The following is a 21,210-nucleotide window of genomic DNA, read 5'->3' on the forward strand; positions in this document are numbered from 1 at the left end:
ATTTCGTCGAATAAATCACTTAATTCAACTTCTTGCTAAATAATTTTTTTAATATTACAACCGTTGGTTACGAGAAGCCGATTACGAGAACACAAGAATTCCCCATTCTTCCCTTTCTTCCTACTTACAAATAGAACATTATATGAAAATGAAATTGCATTATTTTGCAATGCTTTTGTTCGCATTTGTAGTATTCTCTTGTAGCACAGAGTCTATAGGACCGGCAATTAGTCCCGAAGTCGAAAATGCGGTTGAAGTGGAGCAGGAATTACTGGGAATCGTCAACGACCATCGTATTTCCTTGGGCTATAACGATTTGGATTTCAGCTCAGTGGCATATCAGTTTGCCAACAAACATACAGACTACATGATAGCCAAAGGATCTATCAACCATGACAATTTTAGCGCGCGTGCATCGGATATTTCCCAAGCAGTGAATGCCTCTTTTGTCTCTGAAAATGTAGCAAAAGACTACGATTCCGCCCATGAGGCCTTTCAAAAATGGTTGGCCAGTTCTGAGCATAGAAAAACTATGGAAGGTGAATTTACGCACACCGCTGTAAGTGTAAAGAGGAACACAGACGGCAAACTATATTTTACACAACTCTTCTACCGATAGTCCTCTTAAAAGCAGTTTACTTTTATTATTTTTGATGTTATACCGTGTTTTAATATTTGATAGCGTATCAGTTGCTATTGAAAGTTAATGGGCGGCAGCATAATATTAACTTCAATTTGATAGACTATGTCCATAAAGCAACCATTCAATCTAAATAAATGGATTTCCGAGAACAGGGATACTTTAAAGCCTCCCGTAGGAAATAAAAACCTCTACACGGAATCGGGAGACTACATTGTTATGGTTGTTGCCGGCCCCAATGCCAGAAAAGATTATCATTACAATGAAACAGAGGAGCTGTTCTATCAATTAGAAGGCAATATTGAGGTACATATTCAAGAAAACGGCCAAAAAAAGACCATGCAATTGGGACCTGGTGACATGTACCTGCACCCGGCCAAAATACCTCATTCCCCCGTTAGGAAAGAAGGGTCTATAGGTTTGGTTATAGAACGTAAGCGGGCCGAGATGAACGTTGATGATGGCTTACTTTGGTTTTGCGATAACTGCAACAATAAACTTTATGAGGTATACTTCACCTTAAATAATATTGAAAAGGACTTTTTGGGGCATTTCAAAACCTTCTATGGTTCTGAAGAACTTAGAACCTGCAGCAATTGTGGCACTGTAATGCCCGTTGACGAAAGATTTATTGCCAAGGAAGACCAATAGACGACATCCCTATTTAGTGTTACTTCCCATATCCTGAGATGGGCTAAAAAACCGCAAATCCGGTTTTAAAACATTTATGGTTGGTTATACCATAGACTGCACATTAATTTGTAAATTTGAAAAATATAACAATTAACGATAAAATAGTTATAAATGTCAAGAATTGCGCAAGAATTTGGAATCCAAGAAGCCCTGAAAAAATTAGGCGTCGAAGCTATAAATAATGGAACCTCAACAGGTTCGGATAATTTTTCTTCCGGAGAGGAGTTAAGCTCATACTCTCCAGTGGATGGTGTTCTAATTGCCAAAGTAAGAACCACCTCCAAGCAGGACTACGAAAAAGTAATGGATGCGGCCACCAATGCATTTAAAATTTGGAGAACAAAACCCGCACCCCAAAGGGGGGAAATAGTGCGACAGTTTGGAGATAAACTTCGTGAACTTAAGGAACCTTTGGGAAAATTGGTTTCCTATGAAATGGGAAAATCATATCAAGAAGGCTTGGGAGAGGTACAGGAAATGATTGATATCTGCGATTTCGCCGTAGGTCTATCCAGACAATTGCACGGACTTACCATGCACTCGGAAAGACCTGGACATAGAATGTACGAGCAATATCATCCTCTAGGGGTGGTCGGCATAATCTCGGCGTTCAATTTCCCAGTGGCGGTATGGGCCTGGAATACAGCCTTGGCATGGATAGCCGGAGATGTATGTATATGGAAACCCAGTGAAAAAACGCCCTTATGCGGTGTGGCATGTCAAAACATAGCCGCAGCAGTATTTAAGGAAAATAACCTTCCCGAAGGTATTTCCTGTTTGATCAATGGCGACTATAAGGTAGGCGAATTTATGACCCATGACAAAAGGGTGCCTCTAATTTCTGCCACAGGGTCTATACGCATGGGAAAAATAGTAGCCCAGGCAGTGGCCGCCCGATTGGGAAAATCACTTCTTGAACTTGGAGGAAACAATGCCATTATCGTAACCCCTGACGCGGACATAAAAATGACCGTTATCGGAGCTGTTTTTGGGGCCGTTGGCACGGCAGGCCAACGCTGTACCTCCACACGAAGATTAATCATACACGACTCTATTTATGACAGGGTAAAAGATGCAATAGTTACTGCCTACAAACAATTGCGAATAGGCAATCCATTGGATCAAAAGAACCACGTAGGTCCCTTGATAGACACCGATGCCGTAAAAATGTACCAAAAGGCACTTAAAAAAGTGGTGGAAGAAGGAGGCAAGCTAATTGTTGAAGGAGGGGTGCTGCAAGGGGAAGGATTTGAAAGCGGATGCTATGTAAAACCAGCAATTGCCGAAGCAAACAACAATTTTGAGATCGTGCAACACGAGACCTTTGCCCCAGTGCTTTACCTATTAAAGTATTCAGGGGATGTTGAAAATGCCATTGCCATACAGAACGGAGTGGTCCAAGGACTATCTTCGGCAATAATGACAAATAATCTAAGGGAGGCGGAACGCTTTTTATCAGCTCAAGGTAGCGATTGCGGTATAGCGAATGTCAACATTGGAACTTCAGGAGCCGAAATAGGAGGAGCTTTTGGAGGGGAAAAAGAAACTGGTGGAGGCCGTGAGTCTGGCTCGGATGCCTGGAAAATCTATATGAGAAGACAGACCAACACCATTAACTACACTACCGAATTACCTTTAGCCCAAGGGATAAAGTTTGATCTTTAGAATTCAACCTATGAAAAAACCCGCTATGTACTGGTTTGTATCCAGTACATAGCGGGTTTTAAACTAACCAACCAAATTACATCCTGAAGAATAGCTCTATACTCCAAGACAAAACGTTTATAATTGATCGTTGGCTAAAATATAAACCCGTAGCCACTTGAAAATTTCCCCTCCCCCCGAATAGGTCCATTAGAAATAGCTGCGGGTTTAACCAAACTAACTCAAATAATTATGGTGAAAAAGACCTATTTCAATGCCGGAACTTAGTCGGGAGAAATAAGGTCTTTATAATTCTAATATTTGCGCTAAAGTCTACATTTCATTCCATGATTAAAAGCAAAACTATATGGATGGTAATAAAATGTGTATAATTGGTACATTTTGCAACTGCTGCCCTAAATTTTCGTACCGACATTCCAGAATAAAGTAGTTTAATCATAGGGCGGAAACATTTTTTTACAACCGGCCCTAAACAACATTATCTTTCTAAATTTTGCCAGAAATTGAGTTAACTTCCCTTAGGCGAATTATTTTGCTAACTATTTGATACGGAATATTTAATAACATTTTTTTAACATTTAAGGGAATTTTTTAATACATTTAGGCAAAACCCTAACAGCTATTCGAAATGTCCAAAAAAACAACCAATTTATTGGGTATTGTTATTGCCATTGTTGCTGGAACCTATTTTAACCTTATGTTGTGCAATACATGCATAACCAAAACAGAGGATACTCCCTCGGTTGAAAATACAGAGGATATCACTAAAAATAGTATCCTGGCTGATAAAAAGAATGAGCCTCAGAACCTTGAACAAAATAACTAACCCAAAACAATAAAGCATATGGAAAACCTTAGTATTTGGTGCTGGTTTATACCCGCCGTGGTAGGCATAGTCTGCGCACTATTTGGCTATTTAATTGGAAAAGGCAAGAATTCCCAAATAGACCACACTTCAGAATTAAATTTACTAAAGGACAAAAACGCAAAACTGGAAACCGATCTGGCGGCATGCAACAAACAACTATCCCAAAAAGTGGAGCTTGTTGTTCCTGCCAAACCCGTGGCCCCAATAGCCGCCGCAGAAGCCCTACTTCCATTTAATGCACAGGCAGCAAAAGCTGCCTTAGGAAAAACTGTAAAGCGAGACGACCTAAAGATCGTGGAAGGAATTGGACCTAAAATTCAACAACTTTTCAATTCTTTTGATATTAAAACATGGAAGGATCTGTCCGAAACTGCCGTCGCCAAATGTCAGGAGATACTGGACAGTGGAGGTGCGCGTTATAAAATTCACGATCCTGCCTCATGGCCTATGCAGGCAAAAATGGCCTACGAAGGCAAATGGAAAGAATTGCACAAATGGCAGGAAGAACACAAAAGAGGAAAACTATAATAAATACAGTCTTCTTAATACTGGGCTTCAGTTAAATCATAAAAATTGTACATATACATATTACAATTATGTCATAGGTCTATTGGCGGTAAAAAATATAATAAAAACACACCCCATTCAGGTGCCTAAATGGGGTGTTTTTGTCTTTTAGCACTCTAATTGCTAGACCATTCTTCCGTTGGCTTCCACCCACTTGAACCTATAATTGTCCTCAGGGAATTTCATCCTGCTAGCGATTCGCTCCAATCTATCCGGTAATTTCATTAAATAGTCCCTTGCCCTTTCCGCATCATCGTTAAGACTTCTAATACTATCCAATTCCCAATAGCTGTTCAATTTTTTCAAGATATCAATATAGTCCTGAGCAGTATAAACCCCTAATCTTTGTGCACAATTTGAGAAATTCTCAAAAGCAGTCCCTATGCTACCTCCAGACTCCCTTAGGAAATGGGCCGGCATTACAATTTTCTTCTTCATCATATCGGCAAAGGCCAACATCATTTGACTAGGGTCGTTTTCAAATATTACCTTAACAAATTCCCTATAGGCCAAATGATGGCGCATTTCGTCTCCTGCGATAATAGTACACATTTTACCAAGAAGCGTATTGCCTCCCTTTTTACACATTTGACCCACCCTTTTATGCGAAATATTGGTGGCCAACTCTTGAAAAGAGGTGTATACAAAGTTTTTATAAGGATCTCTATCCGTTCCTATATCAAAACCATCGGCAATAAGATGCTGGGTGGTTATTTCCATTTCCCTCATATTTACCCTTCCGGCCAAATAAAGGTATTTGTTAAGCACATCTCCATGTCTATTTTCCTCGGCGGTCCAATGACGCACCCATTTGGACCAACCATTCTTGTTTTCACCATGTTGATCTATTCCTTCTACGTCCATTAACCAAGATTCATAGGTAGGCAATGCCTCCTCGGTAATGGTATCCGCTACCAAGGTGACCCAAAGATCATACCCCAATTCCTTGGCTTCCTCACGTATCTGGGTTACGTGATCCATAAAGCCTTCACTTTGTGTGTCAGGCAAAAAATCCGTGGGTTGCCAAATGTCTTGTATTGGAATAAGGTACTGGTCTATAAAACCATCCACCTTACCCTCAATGGACTTCATCACTTCTATTCTAACGTTCTTATTAGACATTCTTCAAATTTTATGTAAATATCCTTAATAATCTTGATAATCTGTGCCAAAGGAATGTAAAATTTAGTTTCTTCCCGTTTCGGAGGGATAAAACAAATATACCGGATCACTTTGCCAATATTGCTTTGAGGCTACGTCCATTATCGTCAATGGCCCTCTAAAGGCCGCCCCCGTATCCACATTCCAAATATTGGCAGCATTCTTTGGAGTTGTCCTCCCAATCCTTGTTACCGGAGTATGGCCAATAAAAATCTCCTTGTAATGTGTTAACCTTTGAGGGTAAAATTCATCCTCTTTGGTCAGCGATGGGTCCAAAGACAATGCCAATTCCCAAAGGGTCCTATCCCAATAATAGGTTTTGGTAAAATACTCGTGGCCCACACCCCTTAAGTTAGTAAATCCTGCGTGGATAAACAAGCGATTTTCAGCGTCCAGAATATAATTATCCAAATTATCGTAAAACTCAATGTGGGCTTCCTTAATATCATCCCCCACCAACCGATAAGAATTCTGGGTAGCACTCCCTCCATGTTGCAGCCAAACGGGATTATGATCGCCACTTTTTAACCAATCGTTGCATAGTTCATCATGATTTCCCCTTATGAACGAGCAATTATGTGTTAGCCTAAGCTCCATCAAAAAATTTACCGTGTTCACAGCATCACTCCAGCCATCAACATAATCCCCCAAAAAAATAAGATGGTCACTGGGACTAACTTTCGCCCTTAACAATACTTGTTGCAAGGCCTTTAACCCAGAATGTAGGTCTCCGATTACCAATGTTCTCATTTGGCAAAAATCGCAAATACCACTTTAATATCCATAGCAAATGAACTAAAAATGGATTTACAGGGATAATTTAAGTACAAATCATATAATCAATGGATAATTCGCAGTAAATTAACAATGCAGTTAACCAGATTGAACCGATTGAAAACATATAGCCCAAAATAAAAGACCTGCAAGCCTCCAGAAGCGGGAATTCCATTTAAATCCATAGTTGTCAAAAAATATAATTTGACAAAAAGTATAATTTATTTGTTAACTTTTTCCTGTTGATAAATCACTAACTACTTGATTATCAATTATTTGATACTATTTTCTTGTAAACTTCTATGATAATTATCATGTTTTGCTTTCTACTTTTTTTAATACTTTTGTTCTTAATTCCAATTTTATTACAACCCTTAAAAATCATTATATGCCAACTAAAATCGCCCAAGGACCGCAAAAGACCTACAGTCAGGAAGAAGCCTTTAATGCTTCATTAGAATATTTCAAAGGTGATGACCTTGCGGCCAGGGTATGGGTAAATAAATATGCTCTGAAAGATTCCCAAGGGAATATTTATGAGCTGACCCCAGATGATATGCACCACAGGATAGCGAACGAGATTTCCAGAATTGAACAAAAATATCCAAACCCTCTTAAAGAAGAGCAAATTTTTGACCTCATCAAAAATTTTAAATATATAGTCCCCCAAGGTAGCCCAATGGCGGGCATTGGTAATCCTTTTCAGATTGCATCCCTATCCAATTGTTTTGTAATAGGCAATGAGGGGCAGTCCGATTCGTACGGGGGAATCATGAAAATAGACCAGGAACAGGTACAGCTTATGAAGCGCCGCGGCGGAGTTGGTCATGATCTATCCCATATACGCCCCAAGGGATCTCCTGTAAAAAACTCGGCCTTGACCTCGACCGGCCTGGTGCCATTTATGGAAAGGTATTCCAATACTACCAGGGAAGTGGCCCAAGATGGTAGAAGGGGAGCGCTAATGTTATCGGTCTCCATAAATCATCCGGATGCCGAAGATTTTATAGACGCTAAAATGGAACAGGGTAAGGTAACGGGAGCCAATGTTTCCGTGAGAATGGACGATGATTTTATGACAGCAGTTGAAAGTGGACAAGCTTACACCCAAAAATTTCCTATCCATAGCCCCAACCCTAAAGTTTCCAAAACAATAGATGCGCAAAAACTATGGAGCAAGATAGTACATAACGCTTGGCGATCGGCAGAACCGGGTATTTTGTTCTGGGATACCATAATAAAGGAATCCGTACCGGATTGTTATTCAGATTTGGGTTATAACACCGTATCTACCAATCCCTGTGGCGAAATTCCACTATGTCCTTATGATTCCTGTCGTTTGTTGGCTATTAACCTCTTCTCCTATGTAGATCAACCTTTTACAGATAATGCAAGCTTTAATTTTAAACTATTTAAGGAGCATATTGCGGCGGCCCAACGTATTATGGACGATATTATTGACCTTGAATTGGAGAAGGTAGATGTGATCCTGAAAAAAATAAAAGAGGATCCGGAATTGGATGAAACAAAAGCTGTGGAATACAACTTATGGACCAACATCAAAGAAAAGGCCGAACAAGGAAGGCGAACAGGAATAGGCATTACCGCAGAAGGAGATATGCTGGCAGCACTTGGCCTACGTTATGGCAGTGAAGAGGCCAACCAATTTTCAATTGAAGTACACAAGACTATTGCCCTGGAAGCCTATAGGGCCTCGGTACATACCGCCAAGGATAGAGGTGCCTTTCAAATTTTTGATGCGGAAAGGGAAAAAAACAACCCCTTTATCCTGAGACTGAAGGAAGCCGACGAAAAACTGTATTACGAAATGTTGGAATACGGCCGAAGAAATATAGCGCTATTGACCATTGCACCCACGGGTACCACAAGTTTAATGACCCAAACCACCTCTGGTATAGAACCGGTTTTCCTACCTGTATACAAGCGCCGTAGAAAAGTTAACCCTAATGACAAGAATGTTCGTATTGATTTTGTGGATGAAGTTGGGGATTCTTGGGAAGAATATTTGGTTTTCCATCATAAATTTAAACAATGGATGTCCGTCAAGGGAATTGATACAGAAAAAAATTATTCCCAAGAAGAGTTACAGAAGATTGTAGAAAGTTCGCCTTATTTTAAAGCCACTTCCAACGATGTGGATTGGCTGAGCAAAGTCCGTTTACAAGGTGCGGTTCAAAAATGGGTAGACCATTCTATAAGTGTCACTATAAACCTTCCAAACGATGTATCCGAAGAATTGGTCGGCAAACTCTACTTGGAAGCTTGGAAAGCAGGTTGCAAGGGTGTCACTGTTTACCGGGATGGTTCCAGATCTGGTGTTCTGATCTCCAATGACCAAAAAAAATCGGAAAATGAGGAATCCCTCACCCATTTCCCCACAAAACGTCCCCAAATTTTGGAGGCCGATGTGGTGCGACTTCAAAATAACAAAGAAAAATGGATCGCTTTTATTGGCTTGATAAACGACCAGCCCTATGAAATTTTTACCGGTATGGCCGATGATGAGGACGGTATATTAATTCCTAGATGGGTGAACAACGGATTGATCATAAAAAGTAGAAATGAGGACGGTTCCTCAAGATATGATTTTCAGTATAAGAACAAAAGAGGCTATAAGACGACCATAGAAGGACTATCCCATAAATTTAATCCCGAATATTGGAACTATGCCAAATTAATTTCGAGTACCCTTCGTCATGGCATGCCTATTGAAAAAGTGGTAGACCTTATCAATAGCCTACAACTGGACAGTGAATCTATCAATACCTGGAAGAATGGGGTAGCAAGATCGTTGAAAAGATATGTTGCCGATGGCACGGAGGCCAAGGGCCAAAAATGTGATTCCTGTAATTCCAAAAATCTGATATACCAAGAAGGATGCCTTACCTGTAAGGATTGTGGTTCGTCCAAATGCGGATAAATCATTTTAATTTATAGTCTTAATTCAAAAAGTTACGCCCCTAAATACTAGCATTTGGGGGCGTTTTTAGTATAACTCCGTATTTCTATCTATTTTAGATCAATCATTTAAAAACAAGGCATGAAAAACGTTTTCTGTATTGGGGAATTATTAATAGATTTTGTAGCGGAAAAACAAGGGAGCGATCTAGCAAAAGCCCATAATTTTACCAAAAAAGCAGGGGGTGCCCCGGCCAATGTGGCCTCGGCTATAGCCAAGCTGGGGGGCAAAAGTTTTTTCATTGGCTGTGTAGGCAAAGATCCCTTTGGCACTTTTCTAATCAACACCCTAACGGAGGGGCAAGTGGACGTTTCCCTGGCGCAGCGTTCCGATACTTTCACTACCTTGGCCTTTGTTTCCATTGCAGAGGACGGGGAGCGCGATTTTGTTTTTAGCCGTGGGGCGGACAAAGAATTAACGCACGACATTAGATTGAAAAATCTATTTAAGGACCAGATTGTACATTTTGGGGCAGCAACCTCCTTCCTAGGCGGTAGTTTGGAAGAGGCTTATTCGCTCTATTTACAAGAAGCTATATCCCACAATAGTTTTATATGTTTCGACCCTAATTTCAGGGCAGACCTATGGAAAGGAACTGAGGAAATTTTTATCCAAAAATGTCTCCCTTTTGTAGAAAAATCGGATTTGTGCAAATTTAGTTTGGAAGAGGCCCAATTGCTTTCAAAAAAAGAAGATTTAAAAGAGGCCTGTACTTTTTTACACCAGTTGGGCACAAAAATAATTACAGTTACCCTAGGTGGGGAGGGGACCTATTTAAGCACACCTTCAATTCAAAAAATAATTCCAAGTATAAAGGTAAAACCGGTTGATACCACGGGGGCGGGAGATGCATTTATCGGATGTTTATTAAAACAGATTTCCCTTACTACCAATCTGGACGCACTCCTAGCCGATTCCGGATTGTTGGAAAAAATGGTTCAGGATGCCAACAAGGCCGGAGCTATTACCACCCTTAACTATGGGGCCATAGAATCCTTGCCTTCCCAAGAACAAATAAATCAGGTTTAAATATAATGGTCGTCACCCCCTAATTATACTTCATCTTTCTAATGATACGTAGCGATTCCTTTATGGATTGATACACGGGAAGATTATATTTTTTCATGATAGGCTTTACGTTTTCCATGATATCCTTGGCTTCTTCAAAGCCATTGACATAGCAAATTAGAAAAGTATCGGACAACAGATCCAAATCCCTTACTTCGTTAGGGGTCAAAGGAATTTCCTTTTCAATTTTTTTAAGCATGGCCACATTGGCGTTGTATATATGATGAAGTGTTTTCTTGTCATATAAGGGAGGTTCAAATATTAAATCGCTTTGAATGGTATAGGTGCCATTATCCATGAAAGTTATGACAACTTTTTCCAAGGGGTAATATTTCTGTTGACTACTTAAGCCCAACTGCACATATTCTATGGTAGTAAAGGAATTTTCATCATAAGCTATCGTAATTTCGTCGAATTCCGAAAAAAACAACTTTACCTGTTCATTGATCAATTCTATGTCGACACGGGAATAATAGGTTTCATTTTTTACTTTTTTTTGATGCCCCGCCCAACAAACCACAAATTGCTCCTTAAAAACCTTGTAATTACTTGTAAGATCTTTGTGCCTTTCGTTCAAAAAATCGATTACCCCATCCAAGGTAAGTTCAATATTATTTTTGGCATGCTTTTCTATGGTTGCCACAATACCCGCATTAACATCCGTCAATTGAATGCCATAAGCCTTTGGCATACTTATGCTACCGTCCCTAAAAAATACCGATCCCCCATAATACTTCCAGATGTTCTTTCTCAGGGAACAAACCATCCCATTGGACTTTATAGTTACCAGACCAACCACTTTGCCCATGGGCAAATGCGGAAATGGAATGTTTTCATATGTAATCCGTGGGGGATTGTCCAAATAGGCGTTTACCAAATTCTGAATCTTGCTGTCATCAAAAAAATCGACCCCTATAATTTCATTGTCCTCATCCTCGACCCCAATAACGATAAAAGAATTGTTTTGAGGGTTGCTATTGGCAAGTGCACAGACATGCTTTAAAAATTTAGCCTTTCCTTCCCTCTGTCCAATATCAATAAAGCGCTTTTTATCATAAAAACTATTTTCATCATTATGGGCAAGTAGGTTTTTAACGAGCAGGCGTTTATTGATCATAATTCCTTATTGACAATAGTGGCACTCGCTTGTGCCGTAGGCAAAATTAATAAATCAGCAATGTTAACATGGGAGGGTCTGGTAACCATAAAATGGATGACATCTGCAATATCTTCCGGTTGCAGCGGCTTATATCCCTTGTAGGTGGCCTCGGCCCTGCCATCATCGCCCTTAAACCGCACCTTGCTGAATTCCGTTTCCACCAATCCCGGATTAATGGCCCCAACGCGAATGCCGTGTTTATTTAAATCTATTCTCATCCCTTGGTTTAGGGCATCTACAGCATATTTACTGGCGCAGTATACATTCCCCATTGGATACACTTCCTTCCCCGCAATGGAACCAATGTTTATAATATGTCCCGCTTTGTTTTTGATCATTTTTGGCATAATGGCTTTGGAAACATACAAAAGGCCTTTAACGTTTATGTCCAACATAGCTTCCCAATCATCAATATTTCCCTCCTCAATAGAGTCCAGACCATGGGCATTGCCGGCATTATTGATTAGAATATCAATATTGGAAAACTCCTCCGGAAGAGAAGCAATGGCTTCAAAAACTGCTTTTTTATCCTGTACATCAAATTCCAAAATGAAAACTTTGGTATGTCTGGACAGTTCCTTTTTAAGTTCGTTCAAGCGCTCTTTTCGCCTGCCACAAATAACTAAATTAATCTTATTGGAGGCAAAGAGTTTGGCGGTAGCAAGTCCAATTCCGCTTGTAGCCCCGGTTATAAATGCTGTTGGTTTATCATTACTAGTAATACTCATAAAAATTAGTTCTATATTTTATTTCTTTCAATGCTTTTAATAGGCAGCCAATAGTTCATTTGCCCTTCGCTCCATGTAGGGAACAAAACCATTCTTTCTGTCTTTGGTCTTTGTTTACAGCCTTTGCAACATGAGTCATCAAATTAGCAAGAGCGACACTTAATAGCTGAATTTACACTCAGCTATTTCAGATATGGAAAAGACATTTTTAAAAGCCGATTCATAGCCAAGTGCTCCATAAAAATCAGCCCAATTAAAAGTAGTATTTCCCTGTGCCCAGCTATGACCAATTAACATAGATCCTTCCCTGTAGAACGCTTCTTACCCCAATTGACACAAGTAATTGTCCCTGTAACGATTTTGAAATAAGATGTTTTATTTTTCATATGTTTGTGAAATTATGAATAATTCCCTTAAATAGTTCATAAAACTGGACCCATTGCTTAACTTTTAACCATACATTAACAGCCAATAACTAAATAAATTTTCAATTTGCATCCACTTTTGGAGTAAACCACTGAAAACAAAACAAAACAAAGGATTATATGGAAGAAAATACTTCGGTAGATATCAGTGCCGTGAACGAGAAAATTGCCCAGGAAAGTGCTTTTATAGACCTACTTATTTTAGAAATGAACAAAGTAATCGTAGGTCAAAAACATATGGTTGAACGATTGCTCATTGGACTTTTAGGGCAGGGCCATATTCTTCTGGAAGGTGTCCCTGGTTTGGCCAAAACCTTAGCTATAAACACCTTGGCAAAAGCGGTACAAGGAAGCTTTAGTAGAATTCAGTTCACTCCCGATCTTCTACCGGCAGATGTTGTTGGTACTATGATCTACAACATGAAATTGAACGATTTTTCCATTAAGAAAGGTCCCATATTCGCCAATTTTGTTCTGGCAGATGAAATTAACCGTGCTCCTGCAAAAGTGCAATCGGCCCTTTTGGAAGCCATGCAGGAAAAACAGGTCACCATAGGTGATGAAACTTTTACACTGGACAAGCCTTTTCTGGTAATGGCTACCCAAAACCCGGTGGAACAAGAAGGAACTTACCCCTTACCGGAAGCCCAGGTGGATCGTTTTATGCTAAAGACAGTTATAGATTACCCCAAACTTAGCGAGGAGCAATTAATTATTAGGCAAAACCTTAAAGGTGCCTATGAAGAGGTAAAACCTGTGGTTAGTGTTAAGCAGATTCTTAGTGCCCAAAAGGCGGTTAGGGATGTGTATATGGACGAAAAAATTGAGAAATACATTCTGGATATTGTTTTTGCCACCCGATACCCGGAAAAATATAATTTAGAAAGCCTAAAGCCTTTGATCAGTTTTGGAGCTTCGCCAAGGGGTAGTATAAATTTAGCCGTTGCTGCCAAATGCTATGCCTTTATTAAAAGACGGGGCTATGTAGTTCCCGAAGATGTACGGGCCGTGATCCATGACGTTTTACGCCACAGGATTGGCATAACCTATGAGGCCGAGGCAGAAAACATTACTTCGGAAGAAATAATAAACAAGATCGTAAACGAAATTGAAGTACCTTAATCAGTCTACAGTTATCCGTCTACAGCTTTGGGTCCTTAACCCCTAAAACTGTAACTGAATACTTTTTACTGCAAACTGCAAACTGAAAATGGATACCAAGGAATTATTAAAAAAAGTTCGCAAGATCGAAATAAAGACGAGGCGTCTTTCCGACCATATTTTTGGCGGGGAATACCACTCGACCTTTAAGGGAAGGGGTATGACTTTTAGTGAGGTGCGCCAATATCAATTCGGTGATGATGTTAGATCCATAGACTGGAACGTAACAGCGCGCTATAACGAACCTTATGTAAAGGTATTTGAGGAGGAAAGGGAACTTACCATGATGCTTATGGTAGATGTGAGCGGCTCGGAACTTTTTGGAACCAGCAATCAGTTTAAAAAGGAAATTATTACCGAAATTTCGGCTACGCTGGCATTTTCGGCACTTCAGAACAATGATAAAGTTGGACTTCTTTTGTTTACCAATGAAGTGGAACTTTACATTCCGCCTAAAAAAGGAAAAAGTCACGCCCTTAGAATAATACGGGAATTGCTGGAGTTTTCACCCAAAAGCAACGAGACCGATTTGGGAACTGCCTTGAAATTCCTTACCAACGTAATGAAAAAGAAGGCCATCGTTTTTGTACTCTCGGATTTTATTACCGAGGACTACCTTCAAACCTTGCGTATTACAGGTAAAAAGCACGATCTTACCGGAATTAGGGTATTTGATGAAAGGGAAGAGACCATCCCAAATTTAGGTATGGTACAAATGCAGGATGCCGAAACGGGGGCTATTCAATTGGTGAATACCCAGTCCAAAAAAGTAAGGATGGCCTATGGCAAACACTATAGTGAGCGCGTTGCCTATTTTCAGGAGACTTTTACCAAATCTGGTTGTGGGGTGTTGAGTTGTAGGGTGGATGAAAGTTATGTAAAGAAATTATTGGGCTATTTTAAGAGAAGAGGTTGATTTAAATGAGGAACTTAAATTTGAGCATTATAAATAGTTATTCGTATTTTCTACGATATATTACATTGTGTCTACTATTTGCCTCGACACAAGGTTTTTCCCAAAATACCCCCACCATTGTGTCTGGGGTGGATACTACCTATATAAAGATAGGAGAACAGATCAATTTTAAGGTCACCGTAGAAACAGATTCTACCGCCCAGGTAATCTTCCCGGAAGGCCAAACCTTTTCACCATTGGAAACCGTGGAAGCATTAAAGACCGATACGGTAAAAAAATTGGATAGGATGACCCTGCAAAAAATCTATGCCCTTACCCAATTTGATTCCGGTTCCTATACCCTTCCAAGACAACAGATTATGGTAAACGGAAAACCGTTCTTTACCGATTCTATAAAAATTGATGTTGCCACCGTAGCTGTCGATACCTTGGCACAGAAGATGTACGACATAAAACCCATTATAAATGTAGAAAAATCGAACGGGGCACTTTGGAGAATTCTCCTATGGGTGCTCGGCATTTTAATTTTGGTCGGGGCAGCATTATATTGGTTCGTTTTCAGAAAAAAGCCATTGAGCGAGGAGGAAAAAGTAGCCCTATTACCTCCTTTTGACCGGGCTATCCTTGGTTTAAAACAATTGGAAAAATCAAAATATTTAATTCAGGACGATTATAAATCCTATTATTCCGAGTTAACGGACATTGTAAGATCCTATCTGGAAGAAGACGTTCATGTCACCGCACTGGAAAGTACTACGGACCAATTGATAGAAAAATTGGAAATGATGAAGGATGCTGGACAGTTGAAACTGGACCAAGAGACCATACAACAGTTTAAAAAGGTATTACAGACCTCCGATTTGGTGAAATTTGCAAAATCCAAGCCGGAGTCCTCCGTAGCCGAACAGGATAGAAAATCTGTGGAGCAGATTGTGATAAAGACCAAAGAGGCCATTCCGGAACCCACCGAAGAGGAGTTATTGCAAAGGGAAGAATATTTAGAAGAGCTGGAACGCAAAAAACAGAAGAAAAAAATAGTAATTGTTGCTGTCACTGCGGTCCTTGTGTTATTATTTTCCACTGTAGCGGCAATAGGTTACTACGGATTTGGACAGGTAAAGGATACCGTTTTGGGCCACCCGACCAAGGAATTACTTGAAGGTGAATGGGTACAAAGCGATTACGGTTTCCCCCCGATAAGTTTAAACACCCCAAAAGTTTTGTTGCGACAAGCGGTAAAACTTCCGCCGGAAGCCCAAGCTTCTATTAAAGAAATGCAGGCATTTGCCTATAGGAGCTCTATTGGACTGTTTACCATTGGCGCCACCTCTATTACTTTGGCACAACCCGAGGAACCGGATTTTGAAAAGGCCTCCGAACAGATTTTGAAAAATTTTGAAAATCAAGGTGCCAGGAACATCACTACCAAGCAAGAAGCTTTTTCTACCCTTACAGGGGTTAAAGGGGTTAAACTTTACGGAAGTGGAAAATTTGCAGTGCCCGAATCCAAAGAATTGATTTCCGGGAACTATGTGGTCCTATTTTTTGGAGGAAAGGGTTTTCAGCAAAATGTAATCTTGACGTGGTTGGAAGATGACCACTATGCAGACCAGATAGTTGACCGAATTTTAAACTCAGTAGAAGTAAAAACGAGCTTATAGATGTTTGAGAATATTTCCTTTGCGAACCCACAATTTTTCTGGTTGTTACTACTACTTCCAGTGGCAATGCTCTGGTATTTCTTTAAAAGAAGGGAACAGACTGCTTCCTTAAAAATGTCCAGCATCAAGGGCTTTCCCAAAGGTAGCATCTTGCCCAAATTAAAACCGGCGCTGTTTGTTATGCGCTTGTTGGCATTGGCCGCCATCATAGTTGCCATGGCGCGACCACAGACCGAGGATATCTCCACAAGGACCAAGACCACTAAAGGAATCGATATTGTTATGGCCATCGATGTTTCCTCTAGTATGTTGGCAAAAGATCTAAAGCCGTATAGATTGGCAGCACTCAAAAAAGTAGCGGCCGATTTTATTAACGAAAGACCCAACGATAGGATAGGCTTGGTGGCCTACGCAGGGGAAAGTTATACCAAAACGCCAATTACAAGTGATAAATCTATAGTTCTAAGGGCTTTGGACGAAATAACCTATGGGCAATTAAATGATGGGACAGCTATTGGAATGGGACTTGCCACCTCTGTCAACAGACTTAAGGAAAGCAAGGCCCTGAGCAAAGTAATTATACTTCTCACAGACGGAGTAAACAATTCGGGATTTATAGAACCCCAAACTGCCGCAGATTTGGCGGTGGAGTTCGGCATAAAAACCTACACTATAGGCATTGGCACCAACGGAAATGCCATGACGCCCATTGCATATAATGCCGACGGATCCTTTAGATATGGGATGCGGGAGGTGGAAATTGACGAAAGCCTTTTAAAATCTATAGCGGAAACAACGGGCGGGCAGTATTTTAGGGCCACCGACAATGAAAAACTGGAGGCCATTTACGAGGAGATAAATAAGTTGGAAAAAACAGAGGTAGAGGAGTTTAAGTACTACAAATACGAAGAAAGATTTAGACCTTGGGTCTATTTGGCAGGGGTTTTGCTGTTGTTGGAATGGCTGGCAAGGAACACTTTGTTCAGGAGTTTTATTTAATATCAAGTATCTAGATTTAGAGGGAATTGATTTAAAAAGGAAGAATACAAAATGATTCAGTTAGACGAAAAATCATATTTATATCTGTTATCCATCATTCCTGTGATGGTAGTTCTTTTTGTGCTCCTACAAATCTGGAAAAAAAGAACACAGAGAAAATTTGCGGACCTTAGCCTTTTAAAGCGATTGACCCCGGACAGGTCCAATTTTAAATCCACATTAAAACTAATTTTTGTTCTCTTGGGGATAGCCTCTTTGACCATGGCATTGGTGAACCCAAAGATAGGTACCAAATTGGAAACAGTTAAAAGGGAAGGGGTCGACATAGTGTTTGCAGTAGATGTTTCCAAAAGTATGTTGGCCGAGGATATAGCCCCCAATAGGCTGGAAAAGGCCAAACGTCTGGTTTCCGAGATTATCAATCAACTGGCGAGTGACCGAATAGGGATTATTGCATATGCCGGACAGGCATTTCCCCAACTCCCTATAACGACCGATTATGGGGCTGCCAAAATGTTCTTGCAAAACATGAACACGGATATGCTTTCCTCCCAAGGAACGGCTATTGATCAGGCTATTGAATTGGCATCGACCTATTATGACGATGAGGAACAGACCAACCGTGTACTTTTTATTATCTCGGACGGGGAGGACCATTCTGAAGGAAATGTATCCAATGCCGTTGAGAATGCCACTAATGAAGGCATAAGGGTATTTAGCATTGGGGTCGGAAAAACAAAAGGAGCACCCATACCCCTTAAAAGAAACGGTATTGTTGAAAGTCTAAAAAAAGACAACCAAGGCGAAGTGGTCATTACAAAATTAAACGAACAAGTACTTCAAGAAATTGCCGATGAGGGCAATGGAGAATACATAAACGGGGAAAACACGGAAGAGGCTGTTGCTTTTATTAAAGAGCAATTAAACCAGATGGACAAGAAAGAATTTGAGGCCAAACAATTTGCCGAATTCAAAGATCAGTTCCAGTGGTTTTTGGCCGCGGGCCTTTTATTCTTATTTTTAGACATTTTTGTCCTGGATAGAAAAACGAAGTGGCTTAAAAAATTAAATCTGTTTAACGAGCGATAAACGCAGTAGGAATATGAAAAAGATAGCATTTATCATTATTTTGATCGGAAGCCTTGTCCAAGCGCAGGAAGTGGATAAGGAAAAGGAAAAATCACTTAAAATTGCCACCAACTATACTTGGGAGGGAAATAAGGACCTGTCCGAAAGCAATTTTGTAAATGCCGAAGCCAATTATAGAAGGGCTATCTCCAAGAGTGCGGAAAACAGTATTGCTCCCTATAATTTGGGAAACGCCTATTATGAAAACGAAACCTACAGCGAGGCCTTTGGCAGATTTAAGCAGGCGGGAGAAAATGCCACTAACAAAAAGGAGAAGCACATGGCCTACCACAACATGGGCAACGTCTTTATGAAAAACAAAGAATACCAAAAAGCGGTAGACGCCTATAAAGAAGCATTAAGGAATGATCCTACGGATGAAGAGACCCGCTACAATTTGGCCCTGGCCAAAGAAATGCTAAAAAAGCAACAGGAAGAAGAACAAAAAAACGATCAGAATAAGGACGACCAGAACCAGGATGACCAAAAAGATCAGAAGGACCAGAACCAGGATAAAAAGGAAGGGGACCAGAACGAAGACAATAAAGGTGATCAAGAAGAGGAGAACCAGGGCGACAAGAAGGAAGAGGGGGATAAAGGTGAGCAAGAGAAAGAAGACAATAAAGAAGGCGAAGGAGATAATGAAGAGAAAAACGACGAACCCTATAAAGCAGAAGAACAGAAACAACAACAGCCAAGACCTAACCAATTATCTCCTCAACAAGTAAAAAATTTGTTGGAGGCCATGCAGAACGAAGAGAAAAAAGTACAGGAAAAAATTGATGCTCAAAAAGTAAAAGGAGCAAAAATCCAAAATGAAAAAGACTGGTAATCCCCGTGAATATTAAAAGATACATATCGTTATTTTCATTGTTGTTTCTCGGCATACTCTCGTATGCCCAAAATGATGAAACCGTTACCTTCGAAATGAATCTCAGCAAGGATGTGTTGGGCATTAACGAACGTCTAAGGGTAGACTTTACCATGAACAGGGATGGGGATAATTTTGTTCCTCCGGATTTTGAAGGTTTCAGGGTGCTTATGGGTCCTTCCCAATCCATTAGCTCCTCATGGGTGAACGGGGTAAGAAGCTTTTCCAAAACATACACCTACACCCTGGCACCTACGGCAAGGGGAAAATTTACCATTAAGCAGGCCACGATTGTTATTAAGGGTGAAACTTATAAATCCCTCCCCAAAGAGGTGGAGGTTACCGCCGCAGTCGAAAGACCGGACGGCGAAAAAACGGTAGATGATGTTGCGGACGAAAGCTTGCATTTAGTAGCTGAAATATCCAAAACCAGCCCATACTTAAATGAAGCTGTTACTGTAGTTTACAAACTTTACGCAAGTCCTTCTATAGACGTCACTAATTTTAGGGCGTTGGACAACCCTAAATACAACAATTTCTGGAGCCAGGATATTCCGGTTACCAAATACGATGTACAGAATACCACCTTTGACGGCAAGTCATATAGATCCGTAATCTTAAAAAGGGTAGTTTTATATCCGCAGAAAACTGGAGAATTGGAAATTGAGCCACTTTCCCTGGATGTAAGTCTACAGATTCCTACCAATAAGCGGGATTTCTTTGGAGGAAGGATATTTGCCCAAACCAACAAGACCGTATCCGCTGGCAATAGGAAAATTAATGTGAAACCTTTACCTACAGAAGGAAAACCGGCAGATTTTAGTGGTGCCGTAGGAGAATTCCAATTTTCTGTAACCACAAGTAAGACCCATCTTAATGCATCAGAATCCCTGCAGGCCAAAGTTGCCATAAATGGTAAGGGCAATTTAAAACTTTTTGAAATTCCAGGTTTAAATCTTCCAAGCTCCTTGGAAGTATATGATCCAGAGTTCAACGAAAGTGTTCGTACTACCCTGTCCGGTATGGAAGGAAATGTAAGCAATAGCTACACTGTAGTCCCCACATTCAAGGGCAAGTATCCCATTCCCAGTATAGCTTTTAGCTTTTTTAATCCTAAGACTGAAAAATACCAAACCTTGAGTTCAGGAGAAATTATGATTAATGTACTGGAAGGCCCCTCAAGCGGAGCCGCAGATATCACTGGTCCTATTTCCAATAATAAACAAAGGGTTGTGGCTACGGGGGATCAATTTGTTTTCAATAAAATAAAACCAAATCTAACTGCCATCAATAATCAATACTTTTTTGGTTCTACCAGCTTCTTTCTTTGGTGGCTACTACCGGTTTTATTAATTCCTTTGGCCATCCTATTTGGCAAAAAAAGAGAGGCCATTGCCAGTGACGTGGAAGGAAACAAAATTAAACGTGCCAATAAATTGGCGAAGAAATACCTATCTGCGGCCAAAAAGGCATTAGGGTCCAAGGACTCGTTTTACGTGGCCCTGGAAAAGGCATTGCACAATTATTTGAAGGCCAAACTTAAAATTGAGACATCAGAATTCAGCAAGGATAAAATAGCCTCATTACTAAATGAAAAAAATGTAGACGAAGCAACACGGGAGGGCTTTGTAGGATTACTGAAAAATTGTGAAATGGCTAGATACAGTCCTTTCTCTGATGTTCAGATGCAACAGGATTACAATAAAGCGAGTGAGGTTATTTCACAACTGGATAAACAAATTTAAG

At 40.3% G+C, this 21,210-nt stretch carries 18 protein-coding genes; 14 read left to right on the forward strand and 4 right to left on the reverse strand.

What is annotated here, in order from left to right; genetic code table 11:
* Positions 1–142 precede the first annotated feature (142 nt).
* From U735_RS0121230 to U735_RS0121250, 5 genes are all read left to right on the forward strand, one after another.
* On the forward strand, positions 143–619 hold the full coding sequence (locus tag U735_RS0121230; protein ID WP_031445746.1) for a CAP domain-containing protein: 477 nt from the start codon (positions 143–145) through the stop codon (positions 617–619).
* 126 nt (positions 620–745) lie between these two features.
* Complete coding sequence (locus tag U735_RS0121235) at positions 746–1,291, forward strand: 3-hydroxyanthranilate 3,4-dioxygenase (protein WP_031445747.1); 546 nt, start codon at positions 746–748, stop codon at positions 1,289–1,291.
* A gap of 153 nt (positions 1,292–1,444) precedes the next feature.
* Complete coding sequence (gene amaB / locus U735_RS0121240) at positions 1,445–2,998, forward strand: L-piperidine-6-carboxylate dehydrogenase (protein ID WP_031445748.1); 1,554 nt, start codon at positions 1,445–1,447, stop codon at positions 2,996–2,998.
* 628 nt (positions 2,999–3,626) lie between these two features.
* The gene (locus U735_RS0121245) at positions 3,627–3,824 is read left to right on the forward strand and encodes a hypothetical protein (RefSeq protein ID WP_031445749.1); all 198 of its coding nucleotides are present in this window, start codon (positions 3,627–3,629) and stop codon (positions 3,822–3,824) included.
* Positions 3,825–3,842: 18 nt separating this feature from the next.
* On the forward strand, positions 3,843–4,394 hold the full coding sequence (locus U735_RS0121250) for a hypothetical protein (protein ID WP_031445750.1): 552 nt from the start codon (positions 3,843–3,845) through the stop codon (positions 4,392–4,394).
* Between the two features lie 162 nt (positions 4,395–4,556).
* On the opposite strand, the gene U735_RS0121255 is transcribed toward U735_RS0121250, so the two are convergent.
* The gene (locus U735_RS0121255) at positions 4,557–5,555 is read right to left on the reverse strand and encodes an acyl-ACP desaturase (protein ID WP_031445751.1); all 999 of its coding nucleotides are present in this window, start codon (positions 5,553–5,555) and stop codon (positions 4,557–4,559) included.
* Positions 5,556–5,618: 63 nt separating this feature from the next.
* Positions 5,619–6,344 carry a metallophosphoesterase gene (locus U735_RS0121260; RefSeq protein ID WP_031445752.1) on the reverse strand — a complete coding sequence of 242 codons (726 nt, stop codon included), beginning with the start codon at positions 6,342–6,344 and terminating at the stop codon, positions 5,619–5,621.
* A 412-nt stretch (positions 6,345–6,756) separates the two neighbouring features.
* On the opposite strand from U735_RS0121260, the gene U735_RS0121270 reads away from it, so the two are divergent.
* Positions 6,757–9,309 carry an adenosylcobalamin-dependent ribonucleoside-diphosphate reductase gene (locus U735_RS0121270; protein ID WP_031445753.1) on the forward strand — a complete coding sequence of 851 codons (2,553 nt, stop codon included), beginning with the start codon at positions 6,757–6,759 and terminating at the stop codon, positions 9,307–9,309.
* A 120-nt stretch (positions 9,310–9,429) separates the two neighbouring features.
* A complete protein-coding gene (locus U735_RS0121275; RefSeq protein WP_031445754.1) occupies positions 9,430–10,377 on the forward strand; it encodes a carbohydrate kinase family protein in 948 nt (315 codons plus the stop codon).
* Between the two features lie 19 nt (positions 10,378–10,396).
* On the opposite strand, the gene U735_RS0121280 is transcribed toward U735_RS0121275, so the two are convergent.
* Positions 10,397–11,533 (reverse strand): ATP-binding protein, encoded by a 1,137-nt coding sequence (locus tag U735_RS0121280; RefSeq protein ID WP_031445755.1) that lies wholly within the window; start codon positions 11,531–11,533, stop codon positions 10,397–10,399.
* Positions 11,530–12,303, reverse strand: a complete 774-nt coding sequence (locus U735_RS0121285) for an SDR family NAD(P)-dependent oxidoreductase (protein ID WP_031445756.1) — start codon at positions 12,301–12,303, stop codon at positions 11,530–11,532. The genes U735_RS0121280 and U735_RS0121285 overlap by 4 nt, the downstream gene beginning before the upstream one ends.
* A gap of 545 nt (positions 12,304–12,848) precedes the next feature.
* On the opposite strand from U735_RS0121285, the gene U735_RS0121295 reads away from it, so the two are divergent.
* From U735_RS0121295 to U735_RS0121325, 7 genes are all read left to right on the forward strand, one after another.
* Positions 12,849–13,850 (forward strand): AAA family ATPase, encoded by a 1,002-nt coding sequence (locus U735_RS0121295; RefSeq protein ID WP_031445757.1) that lies wholly within the window; start codon positions 12,849–12,851, stop codon positions 13,848–13,850.
* A gap of 88 nt (positions 13,851–13,938) precedes the next feature.
* Positions 13,939–14,805 (forward strand): DUF58 domain-containing protein, encoded by an 867-nt coding sequence (locus tag U735_RS0121300; RefSeq protein WP_031445758.1) that lies wholly within the window; start codon positions 13,939–13,941, stop codon positions 14,803–14,805.
* 5 nt (positions 14,806–14,810) lie between these two features.
* A complete protein-coding gene (locus U735_RS0121305) occupies positions 14,811–16,466 on the forward strand; it encodes a hypothetical protein (RefSeq protein ID WP_031445759.1) in 1,656 nt (551 codons plus the stop codon).
* Positions 16,467–17,465 carry a vWA domain-containing protein gene (locus U735_RS0121310; RefSeq protein WP_031445760.1) on the forward strand — a complete coding sequence of 333 codons (999 nt, stop codon included), beginning with the start codon at positions 16,467–16,469 and terminating at the stop codon, positions 17,463–17,465.
* Between the two features lie 51 nt (positions 17,466–17,516).
* Positions 17,517–18,554 carry a VWA domain-containing protein gene (locus U735_RS0121315; protein WP_031445761.1) on the forward strand — a complete coding sequence of 346 codons (1,038 nt, stop codon included), beginning with the start codon at positions 17,517–17,519 and terminating at the stop codon, positions 18,552–18,554.
* A 13-nt stretch (positions 18,555–18,567) separates the two neighbouring features.
* Positions 18,568–19,425, forward strand: a complete 858-nt coding sequence (locus U735_RS0121320; RefSeq protein WP_031445762.1) for a tetratricopeptide repeat protein — start codon at positions 18,568–18,570, stop codon at positions 19,423–19,425.
* A gap of 5 nt (positions 19,426–19,430) precedes the next feature.
* Positions 19,431–21,209, forward strand: coding sequence for a BatD family protein (locus tag U735_RS0121325; RefSeq protein WP_031445763.1), 1,779 nt, complete (start codon positions 19,431–19,433; stop codon positions 21,207–21,209).
* The last annotated feature ends 1 nt before the right edge of the window (position 21,210 follow it).

It is taken from the genome of Arenibacter algicola (assembly GCF_000733925.1).
Classification (GTDB): domain Bacteria; phylum Bacteroidota; class Bacteroidia; order Flavobacteriales; family Flavobacteriaceae; genus Arenibacter; species Arenibacter algicola.